This is a genomic window from Chryseobacterium sp. OV279, assembly GCF_900128945.1.
Taxonomy (GTDB): Bacteria; Bacteroidota; Bacteroidia; order Flavobacteriales; family Weeksellaceae; genus Chryseobacterium.
The window spans coordinates 410,686-430,463 of the sequence record NZ_FQUD01000001.1 but is presented as its reverse complement, the minus strand read 5'-3'; the positions used below and the strand labels follow the sequence as shown (position 1 = coordinate 430,463).

General features: G+C 37.2%; 21 protein-coding genes and 2 tRNA genes. 13 read left to right on the top strand and 10 right to left on the bottom strand.

From position 1 onward, the window contains the following. Window positions 1-535: 535 nt before the first annotated feature. From BUA72_RS01810 to BUA72_RS01770, 9 genes are all read left to right on the top strand, one after another. Window positions 536-1,309 carry a LuxR C-terminal-related transcriptional regulator gene (locus tag BUA72_RS01810; protein ID WP_047452377.1) on the top strand — a complete coding sequence of 258 codons (774 nt, stop codon included), beginning with the start codon at window positions 536-538 and terminating at the stop codon, window positions 1,307-1,309. 96 nt (window positions 1,310-1,405) lie between these two features. Then, window positions 1,406-2,593, top strand: coding sequence for an oxygenase MpaB family protein (locus BUA72_RS01805; protein WP_072922468.1), 1,188 nt, complete (start codon window positions 1,406-1,408; stop codon window positions 2,591-2,593). A gap of 204 nt (window positions 2,594-2,797) precedes the next feature. Next, window positions 2,798-3,802 (top strand): recombinase RecA, encoded by a 1,005-nt coding sequence (gene recA / locus BUA72_RS01800; RefSeq protein WP_034723605.1) that lies wholly within the window; start codon window positions 2,798-2,800, stop codon window positions 3,800-3,802. 390 nt (window positions 3,803-4,192) lie between these two features. Next, window positions 4,193-6,085 (top strand): molecular chaperone HtpG, encoded by a 1,893-nt coding sequence (gene htpG, locus BUA72_RS01795; protein ID WP_047452379.1) that lies wholly within the window; start codon window positions 4,193-4,195, stop codon window positions 6,083-6,085. A 173-nt stretch (window positions 6,086-6,258) separates the two neighbouring features. Continuing rightward, the gene (locus tag BUA72_RS01790; RefSeq protein ID WP_072921579.1) at window positions 6,259-7,344 is read left to right on the top strand and encodes a hypothetical protein; all 1,086 of its coding nucleotides are present in this window, start codon (window positions 6,259-6,261) and stop codon (window positions 7,342-7,344) included. A 13-nt stretch (window positions 7,345-7,357) separates the two neighbouring features. Further along, window positions 7,358-7,909, top strand: a complete 552-nt coding sequence (locus tag BUA72_RS01785) for a LemA family protein (RefSeq protein WP_072921577.1) — start codon at window positions 7,358-7,360, stop codon at window positions 7,907-7,909. Between the two features lie 2 nt (window positions 7,910-7,911). After that, window positions 7,912-8,268, top strand: a complete 357-nt coding sequence (locus BUA72_RS01780) for a hypothetical protein (RefSeq protein ID WP_072921575.1) — start codon at window positions 7,912-7,914, stop codon at window positions 8,266-8,268. Between the two features lie 9 nt (window positions 8,269-8,277). Beyond that, entirely contained in the window at window positions 8,278-9,063 is a 786-nt protein-coding gene (locus BUA72_RS01775; RefSeq protein ID WP_139259471.1) for a hypothetical protein, read from the top strand. A 156-nt stretch (window positions 9,064-9,219) separates the two neighbouring features. After that, window positions 9,220-9,600 (top strand): helix-turn-helix transcriptional regulator, encoded by a 381-nt coding sequence (locus BUA72_RS01770; RefSeq protein WP_034723592.1) that lies wholly within the window; start codon window positions 9,220-9,222, stop codon window positions 9,598-9,600. Window positions 9,601-9,716: 116 nt separating this feature from the next. Here the strand turns inward: BUA72_RS01770 and BUA72_RS01765 are convergent, their stop codons facing one another. Continuing rightward, window positions 9,717-10,511, bottom strand: coding sequence for an alpha/beta hydrolase (locus BUA72_RS01765; protein ID WP_072921571.1), 795 nt, complete (start codon window positions 10,509-10,511; stop codon window positions 9,717-9,719). 416 nt (window positions 10,512-10,927) lie between these two features. Then, entirely contained in the window at window positions 10,928-11,224 is a 297-nt protein-coding gene (locus BUA72_RS01760; protein ID WP_072922467.1) for an MGMT family protein, read from the bottom strand. A gap of 117 nt (window positions 11,225-11,341) precedes the next feature. On the opposite strand from BUA72_RS01760, the gene BUA72_RS24310 reads away from it, so the two are divergent. Next, window positions 11,342-11,488: a hypothetical protein gene (locus BUA72_RS24310; RefSeq protein WP_175548843.1), complete on the top strand. Its 147-nt coding sequence runs from the start codon at window positions 11,342-11,344 to the stop codon at window positions 11,486-11,488. A 263-nt stretch (window positions 11,489-11,751) separates the two neighbouring features. Here the strand turns inward: BUA72_RS24310 and BUA72_RS01755 are convergent, their stop codons facing one another. Both BUA72_RS01755 and BUA72_RS01750 read right to left on the bottom strand, forming a co-directional pair. After that, the gene (locus BUA72_RS01755; protein WP_034723588.1) at window positions 11,752-12,726 is read right to left on the bottom strand and encodes a deoxyhypusine synthase family protein; all 975 of its coding nucleotides are present in this window, start codon (window positions 12,724-12,726) and stop codon (window positions 11,752-11,754) included. A 180-nt stretch (window positions 12,727-12,906) separates the two neighbouring features. Continuing rightward, entirely contained in the window at window positions 12,907-13,287 is a 381-nt protein-coding gene (locus BUA72_RS01750; protein ID WP_072921570.1) for a GreA/GreB family elongation factor, read from the bottom strand. A gap of 22 nt (window positions 13,288-13,309) precedes the next feature. Here BUA72_RS01750 and BUA72_RS24725 point away from each other — a divergent pair, with 22 nt between their 5' ends. Then, on the top strand, window positions 13,310-13,444 hold the full coding sequence (locus BUA72_RS24725) for a hypothetical protein (protein WP_262484389.1): 135 nt from the start codon (window positions 13,310-13,312) through the stop codon (window positions 13,442-13,444). A gap of 194 nt (window positions 13,445-13,638) precedes the next feature. On the opposite strand, the gene arfB is transcribed toward BUA72_RS24725, so the two are convergent. Both arfB and BUA72_RS01740 read right to left on the bottom strand, forming a co-directional pair. Continuing rightward, on the bottom strand, window positions 13,639-14,031 hold the full coding sequence (gene arfB, locus BUA72_RS01745) for an alternative ribosome rescue aminoacyl-tRNA hydrolase ArfB (protein ID WP_072921568.1): 393 nt from the start codon (window positions 14,029-14,031) through the stop codon (window positions 13,639-13,641). 39 nt (window positions 14,032-14,070) lie between these two features. Next, on the bottom strand, window positions 14,071-15,105 hold the full coding sequence (locus BUA72_RS01740) for an AMP-binding protein (protein WP_072921566.1): 1,035 nt from the start codon (window positions 15,103-15,105) through the stop codon (window positions 14,071-14,073). A gap of 100 nt (window positions 15,106-15,205) precedes the next feature. On the opposite strand from BUA72_RS01740, the gene BUA72_RS01735 reads away from it, so the two are divergent. Continuing rightward, a tRNA-Gln gene (locus BUA72_RS01735) sits at window positions 15,206-15,276 on the top strand. Between the two features lie 527 nt (window positions 15,277-15,803). Beyond that, window positions 15,804-15,874: transfer RNA gene (locus BUA72_RS01730), tRNA-Gln, on the top strand. A gap of 179 nt (window positions 15,875-16,053) precedes the next feature. Here BUA72_RS01730 and BUA72_RS01725 read toward each other — a convergent pair. The 4 genes from BUA72_RS01725 to BUA72_RS01710 all read right to left on the bottom strand — a co-directional run bounded on the left by BUA72_RS01725 (window position 16,054) and on the right by BUA72_RS01710 (window position 19,615). Continuing rightward, entirely contained in the window at window positions 16,054-17,157 is a 1,104-nt protein-coding gene (locus BUA72_RS01725) for an agmatine deiminase family protein (protein ID WP_072922466.1), read from the bottom strand. A 4-nt stretch (window positions 17,158-17,161) separates the two neighbouring features. Continuing rightward, window positions 17,162-17,776 (bottom strand): hypothetical protein, encoded by a 615-nt coding sequence (locus BUA72_RS01720; RefSeq protein WP_072921564.1) that lies wholly within the window; start codon window positions 17,774-17,776, stop codon window positions 17,162-17,164. A 109-nt stretch (window positions 17,777-17,885) separates the two neighbouring features. After that, a complete protein-coding gene (locus BUA72_RS01715) occupies window positions 17,886-18,689 on the bottom strand; it encodes an AraC family transcriptional regulator (protein ID WP_072921562.1) in 804 nt (267 codons plus the stop codon). A gap of 125 nt (window positions 18,690-18,814) precedes the next feature. Next, complete coding sequence (locus tag BUA72_RS01710) at window positions 18,815-19,615, bottom strand: GLPGLI family protein (protein WP_072921560.1); 801 nt, start codon at window positions 19,613-19,615, stop codon at window positions 18,815-18,817. Window positions 19,616-19,778: the final 163 nt, after the last annotated feature.

The window sequence follows — 19,778 nt, the reverse complement described above, 5'->3', positions numbered from 1 at the left end:
TAATTTAAAACATTAAGGATTTAAGCATTACGTTTATTATTATGAATGAAGAAATCAATAAATTGATTTTTTTAAGTTCTTTAAGCACCTCATCTTTTAAGATCTTAATTTCTTAATGTTAAAAATTGTTTTAAAAAATTAGATAGTCTGTAAGGTTCTCAAAGTTTTAGACTGAGCCGGAATATTGAAGAAATCTGTTGGTAATAAAAAGAAAAAGCCTCTCCAGCAACGAGAGGCCATTAGTTTATCATTTTCAAACAACTAAAAAGAAAAGAGTAAACTGATTTTATAACATTCATTATCGTTTCAAATAAAGCCGCCCTGAAGACGGTTCGTCAAGTTTGCTATGCTCAACATTTTCCTAATTACAATAAATTATGGAAAAAATAAATCACAAAACAAAACGGGATAGTAGAAATTGAGTCGCCATGGTTATTAGCTAGTACAAAGTTTATCATTTTATCAGTGTAAAAAAATCCCCCTTTTGTGGTATTTTGTAAGTTTTTTAGTTATTTTAGCGTAAAACTATTTATTCATGGGGAATTCAGAAAAAAAACATCCTCTGCTTGAAGTCTGGGATACCTACCCGGGTGTGAGAAGAGACAGAGAAATCCTGAATAGACCTCCGGTGGAACGTATCATCGGCGAGATGTTTGCGATCGGCGAGTTTTATTATTACGCTCTGAATCTTACCAACAGTACGCTTTCGCACCATCATGAAAACATTCTCAAGCTTCATGGTCTCCCTGAATATCCCGAAAATTTAAAAGAAGTCATCGACCTGACCCATCCTGATGACATTGAATTTGTCATGAAAGCCGAACAGACCCTCATTGATAAAATGACAGAGATCGGCCTGGAACACCAGCTTTACATCAAGTGTAGCTACTGCTTCAGAATGAAAACAGCGGAAGGAAATTATGAACTATTTCATCACCAGTCTGTTATCACAATGGAAGACGAGACCGGTATTCCTGTACAGGCCATAAATATCCATACCAACATTCATCACATCACAAAAGAAAATCCGTATACCGTCCTGATTTCCGGGATAGGTCCAAGAAATGATTTCCACCAGGTGAAACTGGATTGTTTTTCCAAGCCTGAGCAGTTTTCAGAGCATTTAACGAAAAGGGAAATGGAAATCCTGGCTTTGATCACCAAAGGTTATTCCGGACCTGAAATAGCGCAGGCATTGATCCTTTCCGAACATACAGTACGCACCCACAGAAAAAATATTTTAAGAAAAACAGATTCCAGAAACTGCAAGGAACTCGTGAAAAAGGCCTTTGAGCGAGGGCTTATCTGATATTTTCAACATTCAATATCCAACATAATCTAACACTGATAAATCTCACCAGGGTATTTCGGTGCAAAACTTGTATTTTTATATACAATGGAAAGAATGACTATTCAGCCGCGTTTTAAAGATTCTCCCCACTTTAAAGATTTTTGGGAAAAAGGCAACGGAAAACAACTTCTTGATTTTTCCGGAGCAGAAGTAAGTTTTAAGGACTTCGACAGATTTTCCGCCCATTTTTATCATGTGGATGAAATCGGTGATGAGGTGGTGAAAGATGTTTATTTTACTAAAAAATTTCACGAAGCCTCCAGAGAAATTGAAAATTATATCCGAAACGGGGTCTCCGAAACAGATGATGTTCCTGAAAGTGTGAAGAAGCTTTTCACCCAGACCCAACATATTCCCGAATGGCTTGATTACAGCCTGTTAAAAAGCGGCGCAGAGCTTTGCATGCGTGGCAACATCGATTCGCTCATTTCGTTAAGGGATTACTGTCTGATGGGAGGTTATGATTATGCTTACCTCAACAAACCCCTTACTGCTACAGAAGCTTTGAAAAAAGGGGCAGTAAAACGTCTTTCCGAAACCCTGGATTTCTGGGTCAATGCGACCCGTTATGATGCCCTGGAACTTCATGCAAAAGGCTATGAATTCGCGATAAAAACCCGTCTGATCCATTCTTACGCCAGACTTTCCATCAAGAAGCATTATCAGCAATGGGATACTGAAAATTGGGGTGAACCCATCAATTCATGGGATATGATGGCGACGTATATCGGTTTCAGTCTTGTTTTTCTCCACAGTCTTCAGAAACTGGGAAATACTTTTACGGAAGAAGAAGAGAAAGGAATTTTTCATCTTTGGAAATACGTGGGATATTTATTGGGAATTCCGGAAGAGCTTCTTCCCGACAGTAAAAAACAGGCAACGGAATATTTCTATCTGTGGACTTCTGTACAACCTCCCTCCGATAAAGACTCTATTCTGCTAGCTCATTCTTTACTGAATGAATCGTTGGAAAATCCTATTTTAAAGTTTAAATTTCAAAGAAAGAATTTGAGATACCTTCACATCTGCTGCACCTGGTTTCTTCTGGATGATGAAGTCTGCAAAAGACTACAGATTCCGGATGTCCCGAACAGAAACCTGTTTCCCAAAACCAAAATTATGATCAACAAAATTTATGATAAGATTGTAAGCAGAGATGCCAGAATAAAAAAAGGGAACAAAGACCAGATGAAAGTACTGGAAGACTATCTGAGCATTACAAAAAACTCAAATTTCCACTAAAAAAGCCCTGAACAGGCCATACATTAAAAGGTAAAAATTATTTTTTTATGTTTTGAATCATAAAACGCTGCATCCTGTTCGTAATGAACGATATCAGCCTCTCTATTTTATTATTTTTTAACTCTAAAAACAGATTTCTGACCTAAATAATATTAGCTTTTGATGTTTAAATTATGTACTTTTGAAAAATTATTTTAACAACAGATGAGCAACATAGACGATAAGAAAAAAGCACTTGCATTGGTGCTTGATAAGCTAGATAAAACATACGGAAAAGGAACTGTAATGACATTAGGTGACAGTACTATTGATACGACCATCGAAGTGATTCCTTCCGGATCTTTAGGATTAGACATTGCTCTTGGAGTAGGCGGATATCCTAGAGGAAGAATTATCGAAATCTACGGACCAGAATCTTCAGGTAAAACCACTTTAACCCTTCACGCTATTGCAGAAGCTCAAAAAGCAGGTGGAATTGCAGCATTCATTGATGCAGAGCACGCTTTCGACAGAGGTTATGCAGGAAAACTGGGGATTGATCTTGAAAACTTAATTATTTCTCAGCCGGACAACGGGGAGCAGGCATTGGAAATTGCTGACAACCTGATCCGTTCGGGAGCTATTGATATCGTAGTTATTGACTCGGTAGCAGCACTTACTCCAAAAGCAGAAATTGAAGGAGAAATGGGAGATTCTAAAATGGGTCTTCATGCAAGATTAATGTCTCAGGCATTAAGAAAACTGACCGCTACGATTTCAAGAACAAAATGTACCGTAATTTTCATCAACCAGTTGAGAGAGAAAATCGGTGTTATGTTCGGAAACCCTGAAACAACTACAGGTGGTAACGCCTTGAAATTCTACGCTTCTGTAAGAGTAGATATCAGAAAAGCAAGTGCCCCGATTAAAAACGGTGATGAAGCAGTAGGAAGCCGTGTGAAAGTGAAAATTGTGAAAAACAAAGTAGCTCCACCTTTCAAACAGGCTGAATTCGACATTATGTACGGTGAAGGAGTTTCTAAAACAGGAGAAATCCTGGATCAGGCTGTAGAACAGGGAATCGTAAAGAAAAGCGGTTCTTGGTTCAGCTATGAAGAAACTAAATTAGGTCAGGGACGTGATGCCGTAAAAGATGTATTGAAAGACAACCCTGAGCTTGCTGAGGAGTTGGAAAATAAAATCAAAGAGGAACTGAAAAATAAAAAATAGGTTCTATCTACGGACAATATTAAAGACAGCTTTTGGGCTGTCTTTTTTTGTACTTATTATTTAGGTTTTGGCTAAAGCCAATATGGCTTTATGTATATTTTGTAAGCGGGCTAAAGCCCGCTCCTATTGAATTTTAATACGTTTGAACTAAAGTCGGTGCGTGTTATTTATTTTTCGGGTAAGCGGGCTGAAGCCCACTATTGAATTTTAACAAGGTTCTTTTAATCTTTTAATCTTTTAATCTTTTAATCTTTTAATCTTTTAATCTTTTAATCTTTTAATCTTTTAATCTTTTAATCTTTTAATCACCCACGACTTCTGTCATTCTGTCACTTTCTTCAAATCGGTATTTTTTTTGAGCATTCAAAAGAAATTAAAACAAAAATTATTATGACTAAAGGAAATATTAATGTATCTGTGGAAAACATTTTCCCGCTTATTAAAAAATTTCTTTACAGTGACCACGAAATATTCCTGAGAGAACTGATCTCCAATGCAACTGATGCTACTTTAAAATTAAAGCATTTAACAAGCATCGGTGAGGCTAAAGTGGAATACGGAAACCCGAAGATTGAAGTTAAGATCGATAAAGAGCAAAAGACCTTACGCATCATTGACCAGGGAATCGGGATGACAGCTGAAGAGGTTGAGAAATACATCAATCAGGTGGCTTTTTCTGGGGCTGAAGAATTCCTTGAAAAATATAAAGATTCAGCAAAAGACTCCGGAATCATCGGCCATTTCGGCCTTGGTTTCTATTCTGCATTTATGGTGGCAGAGAAAGTAGAAATTCTTACAAAATCTTACAAAGACGGATCTGCCGTAAGATGGATCTGTGACGGAAGCCCGGAATTTACCCTTGAAGAAACCACTGATAAAACCGACAGAGGAACGGAAATCATTCTTCACATCGCTGAAGATTCTACAGAATTTTTAGAAGAAGCAAAAATCCGTGAACTGCTTTCAAAATATAATAAGTTCATGCCTGTTCCCATTAAGTTCGGAACAAAAACACATACACTTCCATTACCGGAAGACGCTCCTGAAGATGCTGTAGCAGAAACTGAAGAGGTTGACAACATCATCAATAACCCGGCACCGGCTTGGACCATCGCACCAAGCGAGCTTAGCAACGAAGATTATATGAAGTTCTACCATGAATTGTATCCCATGCAGTTTGAGGAGCCTTTATTTAATATTCACCTGAATGTTGACTACCCTTTCAATCTTACCGGGGTTTTATTTTTCCCGAAACTGAGCAACAATTTAAATATTGATAAGGATAAAATTCAATTGTACCAGAACCAGGTATTTGTTACGGATGAAGTAAAAGGTATCGTTCCTGATTTCCTGATGCTTTTAAGAGGAGTAATCGATTCTCCGGATATCCCGTTGAACGTTTCCCGTTCTTACCTTCAGGCAGATGGTGCGGTAAAGAAAATCTCTTCTTACATCACTAAGAAAGTTGCTGATAAAATGGCCTCTCTGATCAATGAGAACCGTGAAGATTATGAGCAAAAATGGAATGATATTAAAATCGTCATCGAATACGGAATTATCACCGAAGAAAAATTTGCGGAAAAAGCAGATAAATTCACCCTGTATCCTACCACTGACGGGAAATATTTCCTTTGGAATGAACTGATTGAAAAAATCCAGCCGGCTCATACGGATAAAGACGGCAACACAGTGATTCTTTATGCAACCAACGCAGATGAGCAGCACAGCTATATTCAAGCCGCTAATGATAAAGGTTATGATGTTCTGTTATTAGATTCTCCTGTGATCTCTCACGTGATCCAGAAACTGGAAACTTCAAAAGAGAAGATTTCATTTGCAAGAGTGGATGCAGATCATATCAACAACCTGATCAAAAAAGACGAGCCGGTTATTTCTAAATTAAATGAGACTGAAAAAGAATCATTGAAGAAGAACGTTGAAGAAGCCGTAAAAGATGCTAAGTTCACGGTACAGCTTGAAGATCTTGACAGCAATGATGCTCCGTTTACCATCACACAACCTGAATTCATGAGAAGAATGAAGGAAATGCAGGCCTCTGGCGGAGGTGGAATGTTCGGAATGGGTGGTTTCCCGGAAATGTACAATCTTGTAGTGAATTCAAACAGTGAACTTTCCAGCCAGATTTTAAAGACAGAAAATCCTGAGGAAAAAGAAACGCTGATCAAATACGCTCTTGATCTTGCGAAACTTTCACAGAATCTACTGAAAGGAAAAGACCTGACAGATTTCATCCAGAGAAGCTATAAGCAACTGGAAAAATAATATCACAAAGAAGGCCGTATCACAACCGTGACAACGGCCTTTTTTATTACCTTAATCCTTGGCAAGGATATCTTCCCTCTTCCAACCCCTTCATATTACCTAAGTTTAGTTTAAATTATCCTATAGATTCTTTATTATCCTGAATATCATTACATTTGTTCAAAACGTAACCGATGTTCGAAATAACCTCTGAAATACTTCCTTTTCTCCTCCTGTTCTGTTTAGGGATTGCCCTCTTTCATACCTTTATTTTATCCGGAATTTTCAATATTAACTTAAAACCCGGCTGGATTATGTTTGTCATAGATCCTGCTATTTTAGGGATTGCTTTTCTGTTTTTCCGGAAAGAATCGGGAATTGTTTTCATAGCGTTGTTTCTTTCTGTTTTTGCCATGGCTATTATCGGGATGATCAAAAACGGTATTGAATCTACCGTTGATTCCTTTAAAGAACAGCGAAAAAATAAAACCCCGGTCTGGAAAATTATTGGTGGCGGATTGCTGGCCCTTTTAGGATATCTTGCTTTTTTCTACTTAGGCATCTATTCTTTCTTCCTCATCTTTTTTGTGATCATCTTAAGCTCCATGCTCCCGAATAATAAAAACAGGTTTTACTTCTATCAAAGAACACTTCCTACTTCCACAATAAAAAGTGTAGCGATGGGTCTTGCAGAAATTTCGGGGAAAGCAAAAGCTATTCAACCCGTTATTTCTCCGGACACGGATACGTCTTGTGTAGGTTATATTTATACGGTTGATGAAATTCATACCACAAGAGATGATGACGGCAGAACTTCTACTTCCTATCACGAGATCTCCAGAAAAACAGAGCTTAAAAACTTTTATATTGAAGATGAAACCGGAAAAATAGAAATCGTTCCTGCACAGCTTCAATGGATTAATTTTTCACCCACCCATTCGCGGGAAGGTGGTGGAAAACGGTATCAGGAATATATTCTCGATGAAAAGACTGATTTCCTTTTAATCGGACAGGCTTTTTATGAAGGTTCAAACTCAATTCTCCGTTTTGATGAAGGTAAAAAAGTATTTGGAATTGCTCCATTGGATATTGTGAATTTCTCCAACAAATGGAGACCTTTAAAACTCAGGGCACTAACTGCATTAGCCTGCATCGCTGTATTTGCTGCCATTATTCTTTTTACGCCTGTTACCATTAATGGGACTAAAATCATTATTGAACAGAGAAACTGGAAAGAGGTCCTGAAGTCAAATCCTTTCGAAAGTATTTTTAACCGTTAATAACAACTGAACTATGATTTCGCTTTTACTTATCATTATTGTTTCTGTGGGTCTGATTACTTTTTTAATCAGCAACTATAACCGACTGGTGATGCTGGAAAATAATTCACAAAAAGCTTTTGCCAACATTGATGTGGTGTTGAAACAGCGGGCAGACGAAGTTCCCAATCTTGTAAGAACAGTAAAAGCAACCGCCCTGAACGAGAATACAATTCTGAAAGAACTTGTAGCCCTTCGATCCCAATATCTTAATACCAAAGAAAACGATCAGAAAATGAAAATCGCTGACCATATCGACGGAAAACTGAAATCATTTTTGATTACTGTGGAAAATTATCCTGAAATAAAGGCCAGCCAGTCATTTCTTGAGCTTCAGAAAAGATTAAGTGAACTTGAAGATATTATTGCTGACCGAAGAGAATATTTCAACGATTCTATCAATTTGTACAATACCGGCATTGAAGTTTTCCCGGATTTTATTTTTGCTAAAATGATGAATTACCGGAAAAAGGAAATGCTTCAGTTTTCAGATAGCGAAAAACAAAATAATACAATAACACTTTAATTATGGAAATAGATTTAGGCGCCCTCGGCAGTTTTATCAATTCTGAGAAATTTTTCGGAAGTCTGGCTATTGGTTTTCCGGTTCTTACCATCGGATTATTGATGCTGTACAGTATTTTTAAGAAAATATTCTTTGTCAAAAAAATTCTCAGGTTCATCATTCTCACTTTCGGATTGTCCGTAATTGTGTTTATCCCTTTTATTTTTTTCTCAGCATTTATTGGCTTTGAAAAACTAAAGCTGACATTGATTTATCTGGCCATTCTAATTTGCGTAACCGGTTTCACACTATTCAATACAGAGGAGACCGTTAATTTCCTCAAAGACGCCTCAAAACTGAAAAACGCACAAAAAGATTAAAACAAAACCATGGGAAAATTTATTTTATTGACGCCCTTCATTTTTACAGTCTTCATCCTTTTCATGAATTACAGAAGGAAGAAATCCAGACAGGATGGTGTACCTATTTCTCTGGCTTCTTTTATTTACCCCGGCCTTGTTGTTTTTGCTGTTTCCAGTCTATTTTTCGGCTTGGTCGCTATGATTTCTCACCCGGTAATTTCTTTTTTTTCATCCCCAAAATATGAAGCTAAAGTGGTTGACTATGATCTCATGGAATCAGATACCGATGAAGCTAAAAGAGCAATAGTAGAATTCAAGGATCATAAAAATCAATTGATCAAAAAACCTTTAAACTATGGGAGCAGTCATCCCGTAGAAATAGGCGAAATAATAACGATTGGCTATGAGGATGGAGATCAAAGTGTGACCAACTTAAGTTTCGGAACACAAAAACTCATCGTTTTTATTGTTTCACTTTTCCTTTTTGTATTAGGACTGGCAATGGCCTGGATTATCTTATATTCATTGGGTCAGGACTACTCTATTATTTTCCGGATAGGGATTGGTTTTGTGATGTACTTGGTTTTTCCTGCAGCCATGCTGTTTTTTATCGGAGTGATGTCCTGGGTGATCTGGGAATATTTTCAGGGGAGAAGAAATGATATGCCGATTTGGGCATTGGGAATTTGCAGTCTTTTTGTAACCATTCTGATTCCTGCTTTCTTCGGATACTTAAAAATGCTTTTTACCAGAGAAAAGACCGTCAAAAAAAACAGTAGATTTTCCGCCTTTAAAAACCGAATTCGTAAATAATTTTTACTATAATCTAAATAAAAACTCAAATTTAGCTACCGATATCAATATTCTACGAATGTAACGTAGTCAGGACATAAAATCTTATTGCACATTTTTTATGTTTTCTATTGTACACATTGTGCTTTTTTTCCATTTTTGTATAAAATGTCGGATATGCAAAAAGAAAAATTACGCGTCATCAGAAAACAAAAAGGCTATACCCAGCAGCAGATAGCTGATATTATCGCGACTGATGTATCCAACTACAGCAGAAAAGAAAGCGGAGATGTACGGATTGTAAAAGATGAATGGGACAAAATTGCCCGTTTTCTGGATGTGACTGTAGAAGATATTTATGAGGATGAGGAAGCTAAAGTAGTGGTTAATTATGATCATCCTGTATTTAATGACAGCTCTTCAGGAAATGGAACCATGACTCAGTTTCATAATATTTCGGCCTCCATTATTCAAAGCTTGCAGGATTATATTGCCCTACTGAAAGAGGAAAATGAAAGATTGAAAGAAGAATTAAGAGCTCCGAAAGGAAGAAAATAATGATGGGATTTTAAACCTCCCTGTTAATTTATAAATTTAAATCTCCCTGAATACATCAGTATTCAGGGATTTTTTGTGGGTGTTTCCAGCGGCTTCGCCGCTGGAAACCCTTTTCATTATAGTTTATCAATTGCTTTCAGGATCTCTTCTTTGTTATTCACCAATCCCTGCAAGTGATCCCCTTTTGATTGAATGAATACTTTAGGCTCGGAAGCATTATCAAAAACCAGTTTTCCCTGTTCGTAAGGAATGGTTTGATCTTCTCCTCCATGAATCACAAGCACAGGAAGCTTTCCTAAGGCTTTTACATCTTCTTTAGCGGCATATGGAGAAACCATCGACTGTAGGATGAAATCTTTATATTGAGGCGCGAAATGAGCAGCTATATCGGTGAAAGAAGACATTGGACAGTCAAGGATCAAACCTGAGATTTTTGAAACATTATCTTTGGCAAGGTGAGCGGCGATCTGCGTTCCCAGAGAAGCTCCGTAGATATAGACTTTGGTGTTTTTTACATCGGACCTTTTCATCAGTTCATCAAAGAGCTTCTGCCCGTCTTCTGCTACATTTTTATGGTTGGGTTTTCCTGTAGACATGCCGTAGCCTCTGAAATCAATCATCACGACCTGATAGCCTGCATCTACCAAAGGTTTGGTCATAAACTGATAGGTCGTCACATTTCCTGCTGCACCATGAAAATAGAAAATCGTTTTTTTAATATTTTTTGTGTTGGGTTTTGCAATAAAGGCAGCGACTGTATCTTGATCAACCGGCAAATTAATCTGCTCAGCTATTTTAAATTCAAAAGGCTTCATGGTTTTGTTTGGCTGATAAAATTTTTCATCCAACTGAGCTTTTGAAAATACAGCCAAAAAAAGGAATACAAATGTGAAAATTGAAATTGGTTTCATAAGTTTTAGTTTTATTATAAACCAAAGGTATTGCGGTTGCCTGCTGTTTAAAAAAATAGATGACTGAGCTGTAAATATTTTTATCTGAACGGTAAGATTGTTAAGACTACCTGAGTTCAAGATAAGAAAATTAAGATTTAGGTTACGGAGTATGGGTCTGAACGATATTGTTTTTTCAGGTTTTGGCTAAAGCCAAATTGCTTTCTTCTTTTTTGTTGAATGGGCTAAAGCCCATTCCTATTGAATATTAAATTACCCTAAGTTTGGAAGATTTTAAAATAGGTGGATGTAAAAGTTAGTTGCTGGTTTGAACCACGAACCCGCATCCCGAAACGTTATGTAGTGATAATATTTATACTTTAAACATTCTTAAATCATTATAAAAACAAATATCTTATCCCGAACTCTAGTTAAGATTAAATCTCCTCAAGCGGGTTCCAGAATAGTTTTTTGAAATCTTTTATCCTCAGATTTTCCACAGTAATTCCTTCCGCTTCCAGTCTTTTCTGAAACTCAGGAACCGATAACACCCCTGAACTGGATATGACCCGGTGCGCAGGTACATCTTCCGGGCATCCTCCCATCGCTTTTCCTACATGACGGGAATGATTGGGATACCCTACCGCTTTAGCTATGGCCCCATAAGAGGAAACTCTTCCTTTTGGAATAAGTCTTGTGATCTCGTAAATCTGTTGTTTGAAAATTTCGTCCATCGTAAAGTGATCGGTTTTATTTTGTTGAAAAATAAGGCTTAAATACATTTCAAACCATTTCTGCATCATTTTTGAACTCTTAATGATTCAATGATGTCTGATTTTAAATATAAAGATATGAAAAAATCATTTTTCAGACTGCTGAATGCAGCGAATAAAAAGATGCTCCCGAAGTTGAGCAATAAGGATCCGAACCGTCTCAGTAAAATAGAGAAAGGAATTCTGGCCTACCGTTATTTTGTGCTGGTGAATTCTCTTGACTGACCTTCGCGTGAGGGATATGGAGGGCGCGAGCGCAGCGAGCGGTACAGCGTACCGGAACGAAGTGGAGCCCGGAGCAGCCCGACCCGAGGTATGGGATTTGGGATTTGGGATGGTGAGGGGCACGCCATTTTTTTTATAATGTATAATGTAAAGATATGGTGTATCAGTGAGATTGCTTCGCTTCGCTCGCAATGACGGTGTGGGGATATAAAAAACGCTTCAAAGTGAATTGAAGCGTTTGTATTTTGATAAGAAATCTATTCTTAAGAGTTTTCTAAGATGTAAGAGAACATCAATGGTGCACAGATGGTAGCATCACTTTCAACGATGAATTTCGGTGTTGTGATATCCAGTTTACCCCAAGTGATTTTCTCATTCGGAACTGCTCCTGAGTATGAACCGTAAGATGTGGTAGAATCCGAGATCTGGCAGAAATAAGACCAGAAAGGAACGTCATGCATCTCCATATCCTGATAAAGCATCGGTACTACACAGATTGGGAAATCCCCTGCGATACCTCCTCCAATCTGGAAGAAACCAACTCCTTTTCCAGCTGAATTTTTAGTGTACCAGTCTGCAAGATACATCATATACTCAATTCCTGATTTCATAGTAGTTGCCGTAAGCTCACCTTTGATACAGTAAGAAGCGAAGATATTCCCCATCGTAGAATCTTCCCATCCCGGAACCACGATTGGAAGGTTTTTCTCAGCGGCAGCGATCATCCATGAGTTTTCTCTTGGAATCTCATAATACTGCTCAAGAACTCCTGAAAGAATCATTTTGTACATGAATTCGTGCGGGAAATAACGCTCACCTTTAGCTTCTGCATCTTTCCAGATATCCACAATATGCTTCTGAAGTCTTCTGAAAGCTTCTTCTTCAGGGATACATGTATCTGTAACTCTGTTTAATCCTCTTTCTAATAAAGCCCACTCATCCTGTGCCGTAAGATCTCTGTAATGAGGAACTCTTTCGTAGTGAGAGTGTGCCACAAGGTTCATCAAATCTTCTTCAAGATTCGCTCCTGTACAAGAAATAAAATCAACTTTTCCCTGACGGATCATTTCTGCAAGGATTTTCCCCAATTCAGCAGTAGACATAGCACCTGCCAAAGTGATCATCATTTTTCCGCCATCTTTAAGATGTGCAACATACCCCTTAGATGCATCTACCAATGCAGCCGCATTGAAGTGCAGGTAATATTTCTCTATAAATTCAGAAATCGGTTTGCTCATTTTTTTAATTTTTGCAAAGATAAAACTTAAAAACGGAATGCAACATGAGTACGGAAAGAAACTCTCCTCTCAACATCCTTTTTTAACAAATGATAAACAGCACCGTCATCAGCAGGCTTTTAAATAAAAAAGTACAGCCCTGGAGCTGTACTTTCTCTAACAATATAGATTACACAGGGGTTACCCGTGACAAGATTCTACTTTTAAGATCTCAATCTTTCTTTCGCCGTCTCTAAAAGGCCAGTCGATGATATCTCCCACTTTATATCCTACCGTTGCCAAAGCGATATCCGACAAGATGGAATGTTTGTTCTTTACTGGTTTAGCTTTTGCAGAAGCCACGAAAATATATTCATGTTCAAAATTCCGGGTGTGATCTTTGATGGTCACTTTTCTGTCCACCGTTACAATATCGGCAGGAAGATCTCTTCTCAGAACCTGTTTCGCTTTTCTAAGCTCTTCTGCAAGTCTTTTTTCTTCAGGCATACTTACTTTTTTTCTTCTGAGGGTATCTTTTATCGCATCATAAATTCCGGTGGTGAGTATAATAGGATTGGACATTTTTTACTTGTTTTAAAAATTAATGAATGCAGTTATTCTTCGTGATCCAATGCAGGATGACACTTCTGTTCAGTTTTTCTCCTGTAGAAAACTGCAAAAAATAATAGGTAAAATAAATCGGGATGTTTTCCCTGTCGTGGATCCTGACAGGGCTTAATTAATAAAGTCCTTAGAACTCTTCAGAAAAGAATCTGTATGTAAATATAACAGCGACAGCAAAAGACCATTGGAATGGCAGTCTGCAGATAAAGAAATAAGTGCTGTCATAAATTAAATAGTAATTAATACCCCTAAGATACTCAAAAATCCCGACATACGGAAGAAAACCATCTTAAACTCTTAACCCGTATCCTAAAACTTAAACTTCCTGTTATCCTTCTTCTCAGAAATTTTCTTTTTGGTATCCAGCCTTTTTTGCTTTTGTCCTTTGGAAGGTTTGGTTGCGACTCTTTTCTTGGGAACAATCAAAGCTTTATTGACTATTTCAATAATTTTTTCAATTGCTTTATTTTTGTTCATCAACTGGGTTCTGCTTTCTGAAACCGTCAGGAACAGATAGCCTTCAGCATTGATCCTGTTTTTTAATTTAGTCTGGATCAGCTCTTTTTGGTATTCATTGAAAAATTCGGACTCAGCGACAGACCAGAGAACCGTTACAGCAGTTTCGACCTTATTGACGTTCTGGCCTCCTGCTCCACTGCTGCGGGAAGTTTTAAAGTTGAGTTCTTTTGAGAAATCTTTCATAGGATAGAGACTGATAGATTAAAGCGTAAAGATAAAAGATTATAACCCTTTGGTTATTATTTTATGAAGTTCTGTTCGGTTTACTTTACCGTTTGGGGTTCTTGGGATTTTTTCGGTAAAAATAATTTCTTTGGGTCTGTGAAAGTTCTTTTCAAAGGGTATTTCAGAAATTTTTTCAATCAAACTTACAGATTCTTCTCCTTCTATGATTAATATTAATTTCTGACCAAGGCTTTCATCTTGTATTCCAATGAAAACGACCTCGTTTGGAATTTCTTTTTTGACCAAAGCTTCCAGGGCTTCAGGAAAAATTTTCGCTCCTCCGGAATTGATGACGTTATCAATTCGCCCAAGAAATCTAAACTGCTTTTCATTTTTAATTTCGACTAAATCATTAGTCTGCAGCACTTCAGCATTCACATTCGGAGCAAAGATCTTCAGACAGCCACTTTCATCTGTACTGATAGAAACGTTTTCGAAAGCGGTGAAATAATCTTCAGGTTCAGGCATCAGTCGCTTTAAGGCAATATGAGAAAGGGTTTCAGACATTCCATAGGTTTCAAAAATACGGTTTGACGTTTGGGAACGCTGAGCTGCTTGATCAATTTTCTCTTTCAGGTTTTCTGAAACCGTAGCTCCTCCGATGATTAAATTTTTAATCAAATGTAGCTTGTCCAGCGAGTTTTCTACCTGAAGCGGAGTCATCGCGCAGAAATCTATTTCTTCACTCAAATGCTCTACAGGCTTCAAAGATGGCTCTGAAACGATCAGTTGCAGTTTTCTTTCAATGGAACGAACGACCATCATTTTACCGGAAATATATTCTACCGGAAGGCATAATAAAGCTTTATCACCTTGTTTTAAATCCAGAAAATTACAGGTCATCACCGCAGAATTGACCATTTTCTGTTTCTCAATTTCAAAAATCTTTGGTGTTCCTGTAGAACCGGAAGTCTGCACTTTTACCGTATTTCCATCGGAAAACCATTCGTCCAGGAAATTTTTGGTTTTCTGTTCAAAATCGGTTTGAAATGATAATTTATTAATATTGAGATTATTGAAGTCTATCCGCATGATTGTAGTACATAAAAAGTGATGTAAATGTAAAAAAAACTTTAAAAAGTTCTTGTATCTAAAGAAAAAAGCTGTAAATTTGCCTCACCAAAATAAAAACAGACCCATGGTGTAACGGTAGCACTCTGGTTTTTGGTACCATCAGTTGGGGTTCGAATCCCTGTGGGTCTACAAACCATTCTTTTTTAAGGATGGTTTTTTTGTTTCATAAACTTCTCCATCCGCACCATTCCCATTATTTGTAATGGATTAAACTTATTCAAAATTTATAGCGCAGATAAAATTCATTTTTCTAACACAAAGAAAATTATTCTGATGCTTTATAGAGGGAAGCAAAGGCGGAATCAACTTCGTTGATTCTGATGAAGGAAATGGATAAAACGCTTGCTTAGTCGAATCAATCGAAGATTGATTTTTATCTTTCGCTTTCTTAAAATATCCAATACTTTTGTAAACCTTTGCGTCAAAAAAAAATACTATTTTATTCACAAATTTTGAGTCTGATCCTATGTTATTGATTTACGATAGATTAAAAGTTATTCTAAAATGCTAGGAAAGATAATTACATCAGAAAAAAAAATCTTAACTCATCAAGACATAGCCATTTACCTTTTCTCCACTTAAAAATTCTTTACTTTTTATCGGAGATTCTTGCCTGTAAAGAAAAAAATTGTAAATTTGCACCACCAAAATAAAACAGACCCATGGTGTAACGGTAGCACTCTGGTTTTTGGTACCATCAGTTGGGGTTCGAATCCCTGTGGGTCTACAAACCATTCTTTTTAAGGATGGTTTTTTTGTTTTTAAATGATGCAGAGAATAAGGTCTGAAAAAGTTGAAATCATCAAGACAGAAAATGTAAAAGCTGGTCATCTTTTTCACACATATAAAAACCCTCCATAAAAATACATTCATTCTTACGGAGGGGTTGTTTTCAATTATACAATTCTACTTCAATAGACTTCCGGCAGGCTGCTGTTGCGTCACACAATGGATCATTCCGCCATTTTCATATAAGTTTCTCACATCAATTCCAATGACTTTTCTGTCGGGATACTGCTCCTGAATCATTTTATTAGCGACTTTATCGTTAGGATCGCCATAATTGGGAACCAGAACCACTTTATTGGCCACATAGAAATTGATATAAGAGCCTTTTTCCTCCAGCTGCTTTCCATAAGCGGTTTTTACTTTATTTTTTGTGGCCGGCAGGTATACTTTTTTGTACTCTTTTCCATCCACATTGGATGCTGCGTATAGGGTATTGATATCTTTATCGGTAAGCCCCATTTCAAAAAGACCGTCCTCGTCCATCGTGATCATGGTATTGTGGTTGATGAATTTCATAAAACCGTCGATGTGCATATCGGTCACATCCAGTCCTGTAACCCCATCAAGCCAGATAACCTTGGAAACACCGTAATATTTTTCAAACATTTCTTCAGCTTCCTGCTGCGTAATTCCTTTCGTTCGGGTAGCTCCTCTTTTCTGACTGATCACAGAACTTTTACAGGCCATCAGAACACCGTTTCCATCGGTTTCTACCGATCCGCCTTCATTTACCATTTCTTCGTTCAGATCAATTACTTTAATGCCCAGATCTGCTCCTATCCGCTGAGGAATTTCATCACAGTTTTCGGAATCATATTTTCCTCCCCAGCCATTAAATCCCCAATCTTCGATAAGTACACGTCCGTTATTGTCTTTCACGAAAATAGGTCCGTTATCTCTAACCCAGACATCATCGGTAGGATATACTTTGAAATCTACATTTTTTAAAGAGATTTTATTTTTTTCCAGCAGATCGGAAATTCTTTTCTTTTCCGTGTCATCATAAGCAATGATGTGAACTTTTTCCCCGGACTGAAGCTCTCTGGTCATATCGATCCACGTCTGCTCTATTCGTTTCCGGTATTCAGCGCCGTGCTGATGATGGTGCGGCCATTGCAGCCAGGTTCCTTCATGAGGTGAAGATTCTTCAGGGAAGTGATACGTCTGTGCCATACAAAATGTTACATTAAATAAAAGGGTGAGTGCGAATAATTGATTCATATCATTAAAATTTTTTTCCAATAAATAGTCCGAAATTGATATCGGTTTCGAAAGTACTTCCGGTCTGGGAAATATTGCTTCCTATCCCGAACTGCATTTTTTTGCTGTTTTCCAATCCCAAACGGATGATCTGGCTGCTGGCCTGATGTTCCTGAAAACTAAAATCAGATTCTACCATCAGCATGCTGTAGAAATTAAGCTTTTCATTCAGTTTAGGCGTGTATTCCAGTAAGGTGTAAAGTCCCAGTCCTGCTTTTCCGGTATCCAAAGAATAGGTAACGGCAGGAAATAAGTTGATTCCTAAAGTCCGGGTTTCTTTCACAAAAGCCAATCCCAGTGAAGGCATCACATCTTCTTCTGAAATATAAACCCCGGCGGAAGCGCCCCAGTTGCTGCCAACATAATAATTAAGGCTCTGATACACTGCCGGACTTACCTTTCGTGTTTCATAATCATAGGAAACCGTTCCTGAAGCGAAATAATTCCATCTGTTCTTAAAATCTTTATCATAAATTCCCAACACGTCAGCTTCTTTATTTCCGCCATAAGCCTGGATGGAAATCTGAGATTGTGCATAAGATGAAATCAATACAATAAAGAGGCATACATTTTTTTTCATTCTGTCCTGTTTTTCTAAAATTTTACGCGATAAATTCCATCAGTCGGGTTATTTATCTGGGGCAAAATTAGATCATCAAAAAAACAAAACTTGTCCTAAAAGGACATCCTTAAGAATGCAGCGGAAAATAAATATGGGTCATCATTTCTCCCTTATCAGACCGCACATGTTCTTCTATAACATCTGAATTATCCAGCAAAAGTTCTGGTTTAGTGAGCCAGAAACGGTAAAAGGCCCGGTAAGTTTCTAAAATATTTTCAAAAGATCCGTAATGCGTAAACCGGATGTATTTCCCTCCAAAAATTTCTGTTTTCTGAAATACTGAAGCTCCCGGCGCAGTATTTAGTATCGCTGCTCCATATCGGCAGTGGGAACGATTGGTGATCAACGGCTGATCCCGTATAATTCCGTAAGCAGGAAAAGAATCACCATTTTCCGCTTCAATAGTTACCCACAAATCGTCAATCTCCTGATTATTGTAATCTTTAGCTTTAATGAATGTACAATACACTGAAACCGCATCCTTGTATTTGATCTCATACTGCAAATCAGTTACTTCATTCTCCAGAAACTCTTTAAAAATCTCCTGTTTCTGACTTCTGGCTTCTGCAGGCGAAATATCATACTGTTTTTTAAACGCTTTTGAAAAAGACTGGATATTGAAATAACCGACTTCCCAGGCAATATCAGAGATTTTATCGGTGGTGTAGATCAGTTTTTTGTAAGATTTTTCCAGGCGGAGACGCTTTTGAAATCCGGAGATGGTTTCTTTAAAGATCTTAAAAAAAATCCTTTGAAAATTACGGTAAGAATACTGAGACAGATGTTCTATTTCATCGGCAGTGATCTCCCGGTCAAAGTTTTCTTCGATATGATCAACAATCTTCTGTATTTCATTAAAACTGATCTGCACGGCTTTATATTTTGCAAATGGATTGACTTACGTACTACTAAAGATAAAGTTTTTCAGTTGATTACTTAACAAATTAATGAAACGAATTGCTGTTCGAAATTGCTGATACAAACCGGAGAACATTTTTATTTATAATTGATTTTATGATTTAGCTCTAACGGATTATCATCTTCAAGGATAGATTTTTGTGCCCGTTTGATCATTTCGTTCATATCCTGTTCTTTTCCCTGAGGATCATAAAATGTAACTTTCCCTGCAGTTTTGGAATTCCATGGGTCATTATAATAGGATTTTCCCAGATGATCATATTTTGCCCAATCGATGGTAATAGCTTTTTTTCTTGCATCAAACCAGTCGCCCCCTTTTTTAATTTGCACTAAATGGAATGAGTAGTCGTGCTCCGTGTCTTCAATGGAAATGATTAAACCGGGCAATCCACTGAAAACATAGGGACCATCATTAAAAGGTAATTCTGTAGTAAACCAGGCAATCCAGTTTCTGCCACCATAATTAACTTCTGCTTTTTGTGATTTATATTTTCCGATTGTTTTTTGTTCTGATGAGATTTTCCAGTTTAACGGTTCATCAATTGGAAGAAGATAATTCGCACGTAAATACGTAATAATCTTTTCTGTTTTAGTATTGCTGATATCTTTTTTAATGTAAAACTGATTTTCAACTCCCATTTTATAGCCTCCATTTTTATTCATGAACGACAGAGAATCCGCTTTTTTAGCCATTGATTCCCGGAAAATAGAAGTATTATTCTCAAAATCCAGCACCATATGATCTTTATAAATATCATCAGGTTTTCCTTTAGCTGACAAGAATTTAGTTTCATAAATAAAACTGAACTTCTGTGAAAAACAAAAGGTTGATACTAATGAAAAAAGGAAAATAAATTTCAAAGGGGGTGTTATTTTCATACAATTCAGGTTACGTTTTTAGACTTGTTGCTCAGACGAAAAGCACTCGTTGGATGAAGCCAAATCAAAGCACAAATACTTAGGTAACTTACACAATTCCATTGAAAAGCACAAATATTCTGAATTCTATTTAAACAAAAAAAGGACAGATAAAATCCATCCT

Bases quoted from the DNA above. Each gene is read 5' to 3' on its own strand.
- BUA72_RS01765 (WP_072921571.1), bottom strand. From the start codon at position 10,511: ATGAAACCAATTTCAATTTTCACATTTGTATTCCTTTTTTTGGCTGTA.
- BUA72_RS01755 (WP_034723588.1), bottom strand. From the start codon at position 12,726: ATGAGCAAACCGATTTCTGAATTTATAGAGAAATATTACCTGCACTTC.
- BUA72_RS01805 (WP_072922468.1), top strand. From the start codon at position 1,406: ATGACTATTCAGCCGCGTTTTAAAGATTCTCCCCACTTTAAAGATTTT.
- BUA72_RS01790 (WP_072921579.1), top strand. From the start codon at position 6,259: ATGTTCGAAATAACCTCTGAAATACTTCCTTTTCTCCTCCTGTTCTGT.
- recA (WP_034723605.1), top strand. From the start codon at position 2,798: ATGAGCAACATAGACGATAAGAAAAAAGCACTTGCATTGGTGCTTGAT.
- BUA72_RS01710 (WP_072921560.1), bottom strand. From the start codon at position 19,615: ATGAAAATAACACCCCCTTTGAAATTTATTTTCCTTTTTTCATTAGTA.
- BUA72_RS24310 (WP_175548843.1), top strand. From the start codon at position 11,342: ATGAAAAAATCATTTTTCAGACTGCTGAATGCAGCGAATAAAAAGATG.
- BUA72_RS01785 (WP_072921577.1), top strand. From the start codon at position 7,358: ATGATTTCGCTTTTACTTATCATTATTGTTTCTGTGGGTCTGATTACT.
- BUA72_RS01750 (WP_072921570.1), bottom strand. From the start codon at position 13,287: ATGTCCAATCCTATTATACTCACCACCGGAATTTATGATGCGATAAAA.
- BUA72_RS01780 (WP_072921575.1), top strand. From the start codon at position 7,912: ATGGAAATAGATTTAGGCGCCCTCGGCAGTTTTATCAATTCTGAGAAA.
- BUA72_RS01775 (WP_139259471.1), top strand. From the start codon at position 8,278: ATGGGAAAATTTATTTTATTGACGCCCTTCATTTTTACAGTCTTCATC.
- BUA72_RS01770 (WP_034723592.1), top strand. From the start codon at position 9,220: ATGCAAAAAGAAAAATTACGCGTCATCAGAAAACAAAAAGGCTATACC.
- BUA72_RS01740 (WP_072921566.1), bottom strand. From the start codon at position 15,105: ATGCGGATAGACTTCAATAATCTCAATATTAATAAATTATCATTTCAA.
- BUA72_RS01760 (WP_072922467.1), bottom strand. From the start codon at position 11,224: ATGGACGAAATTTTCAAACAACAGATTTACGAGATCACAAGACTTATT.
- BUA72_RS01720 (WP_072921564.1), bottom strand. From the start codon at position 17,776: ATGAAAAAAAATGTATGCCTCTTTATTGTATTGATTTCATCTTATGCA.
- BUA72_RS01810 (WP_047452377.1), top strand. From the start codon at position 536: ATGGGGAATTCAGAAAAAAAACATCCTCTGCTTGAAGTCTGGGATACC.
- htpG (WP_047452379.1), top strand. From the start codon at position 4,193: ATGACTAAAGGAAATATTAATGTATCTGTGGAAAACATTTTCCCGCTT.
- BUA72_RS24725 (WP_262484389.1), top strand. From the start codon at position 13,310: ATGAATGCAGTTATTCTTCGTGATCCAATGCAGGATGACACTTCTGTT.
- BUA72_RS01725 (WP_072922466.1), bottom strand. From the start codon at position 17,157: ATGAATCAATTATTCGCACTCACCCTTTTATTTAATGTAACATTTTGT.
- arfB (WP_072921568.1), bottom strand. From the start codon at position 14,031: ATGAAAGATTTCTCAAAAGAACTCAACTTTAAAACTTCCCGCAGCAGT.